A 2,696-nucleotide genomic window follows, 5' to 3' on the forward strand; every position below is an offset into this window, starting at 1 on the left:
GCAACCTCGACATGCACGGCCCATTTATCTACAAACTGGTGCCGGTCCTCGTTGACATCATGGGGGACGCCTTTCCGGAATTGAAAGAAAAGCACCAATTCGTTTCATTGGTGATTAAATCGGAAGAAGAAAGTTTCAACAGTACCCTGGATCGCGGTATCGAGATTTTTGAGAAAATTACTGCGGATGTTGAAAAGTCCGGGCAAAAAGAAATTCCGGGCCAAGAGGCGTTTCGTTTATATGACACGTACGGCTTTCCGCTCGATTTAACACAGTTAATGGCGCGACAAAAGAATTTTTCCGTTGATGAAAAAGGTTTTGAAAACGCTATGTCAGAGCAAAGAGATCGCGCACGAAAAGCTGGCAAATGGAGCCACTCGGCAGATTTCGATTACCAAAATTGGCAAGAGCTTTCTCAAGGAGAGGATTCGAAGTTTCTTGGATACACAGAACTGCAATGCGAATCTGAAATTCGAAAGTTTCATATCGAAGACAAGCAAATATTTTTAATCTTGAGTCAAACACCTTTTTACGGTGAGGCCGGTGGACAGGTCGGCGATGTCGGTGAAATTGTTGGCGACACCTTCAAAATTAAAATCCACGACACGGTTCGCGACGGCAGCATCTTTGTTCACATCGGTGAATTTACCGAGAGCAACAAAATAGATAATTCCAAAGTAACAGCGCGAGTAGACAAAACCCCGCGAAAATCCACTGCCCGCAATCACACTGCAACTCATTTACTTCACAAAGCTTTGCGCGAAACCCTCGGCACTCATGTCACTCAGGCTGGCTCGCTGGTTGCTCCGGACCATTTGCGCTTTGATGTCAGCCATTTTCAAAAGATTGCTCCGCAAGAATTGGAGAAAATTGAGGCTCGGGTAAATGAAAAAGTTCGAGACGATCTAGCGGTTAAGACGCTTCAAAAAACGTACGTTGAAGCCAGGGAAATGGGCGCTATGGCCATATTCGAAGAAAAGTACGGTGAGTATGTGCGGGTTGTCAAAATTGCTGACTTCAGCATGGAGCTTTGCGGTGGCACGCATTTGAATCACACCGGCGAAATCGGCTATTTTAGAATCTTGTCTGAGTCAAGTGCTGCTGCCGGAATTCGCAGGCTCGAGGCAGTAACCGGCGCCAAAGCCGATACTCTATTAAGAAAAGAAAAAAAACTGAGCCACAATCTTCAGGAAATCTTGAATTGCTCAAACGAAGAACTTGTCGACAAAGTTCAAAGTCTTTTAAGTGAAAAGCATCGACTGGAAAAAGAGATTCAACAACTAAGGGTGAAATCTGCACAGCAAGATATCGGGCAGCTTGTGAATAGCGCTCAAAGTCTTGATGGCTTTAAAATTGTGACATCTCAAATGGCGAGCAAAACGGTTGATGAACTTAAGCAAATCAGCGATACCCTGCGGGCGAAAATAGGCTCGGGGGTCGGTGTTTTGAGCTCGGTCATTAATGACAAAGCCTCATTTGTCTGCGTGGTGACCGACGATTTGATTTCAGGCAAAAATTTGAAAGCCGGCGATATTATCAAACAAGTCGCCGCAATTGCCGACGGCAGCGGCGGCGGCAGACCGCACATGGCGCTGGCGGGTGGAAAGAATATCAACAAAATAGAACAGGCGCTTGAAAAGGTTCCTGAGATTGTTTCTGCAATTATTAATAAATAACTGAAAAGATGTCATTCCGACCCCTTCGACTGCGCTCAGGGCAGGCTCTGGGAGGAATCTGATAGAGCACTTTTCTTGCCCAGATTTCTCAACCCCGATTTCCGCACTACTATATTTTAAAAAAGGAAGAAATCGAGGATTCGAAATGACAGCTCTATTATAGATGCGGAGTCAACGGATTTGACAACCCTCGAACGAATCCTCAAAATTAAAGAGACCAGAGGCGCCGGTTATTTTGTCCTTATCGACCCGGATAATTGGCAGCCCGATGAGTTAGTCAAACTGGCGGTGCAGGCAAGTGAAGACGGCGCCGATGCGATTTTAGTTGGTGGCAGTCTTGTTCTTTCATCCTCGTTTGATGAACTGGTCAAAAAGATTAAACAACAAATCGAAGTTCCTTTAATCATTTTCCCCGGCAGTCAAACTCAGATTTCGAAGTACGCCGATGCAATATTCTTTCTTTCCTTGATAAGCGGCCGGAATCCAACTTATCTGATTGGAGAGCAGGTGCGAGCCGCGCCTGCAATCAAAGCTCATGGTATTGAAGCGATTTCCGTTGGTTACATGCTCATCGAGTCTGGCAGCACTACTTCCGCTGAATTTATGAGCAATACCCAACCCATTCCCCGCGACAAACCCGATATCGCCAAAGCAACAGCATTAGCTGCGGAATTCATGGGAATGAGTTTGGTTTATCTGGAGGCCGGCAGCGGTGCTCAGAAGTCAGTGCCGAACGAGCTCATTTCCGGAGTGGAAAAATATGTTTCGGTTCCGATAATTGTTGGCGGCGGTATTCGCACGCCTGAGGAAGCCAGACAAAAAGTTGAAGCAGGCGCAGCTTTTGTGGTGACCGGGAATGTTTTGGAGAAAGAGGGGAACGCGAGTTTGATTAGGGAATTCGCGGCGGCGGTGCATTCGAATAGTATTTAAAAGCATAATTGACACTAAGGGTAGTCTGATGTTATACTGGATCGATAAGTTGAGGGAAAATTGGCGTTTCGTCTCGGCAGTTATCCTTTT

2 protein-coding genes are annotated in these 2,696 nt (G+C 46.1%); both read left to right on the top strand.

Annotation, left to right across the window (positions count from 1 at the left end):
* Positions 1 to 1,676 (top strand): alanine--tRNA ligase (gene alaS, locus IH879_22195; GenBank protein ID MCH7677638.1); only part of this gene is annotated, 1,676 nt, incomplete at its 5' end.
* 180 nt (positions 1,677 to 1,856) lie between these two features.
* Entirely contained in the window at positions 1,857 to 2,606 is a 750-nt protein-coding gene (locus IH879_22200) for a geranylgeranylglyceryl/heptaprenylglyceryl phosphate synthase (protein MCH7677639.1), read from the top strand.
* Positions 2,607 to 2,696: the final 90 nt, after the last annotated feature.

The sequence above is a fragment of the candidate division KSB1 bacterium genome, from assembly GCA_022562085.1.
Lineage (GTDB): Bacteria > Zhuqueibacterota > Zhuqueibacteria > Oceanimicrobiales > Oceanimicrobiaceae > Oceanimicrobium.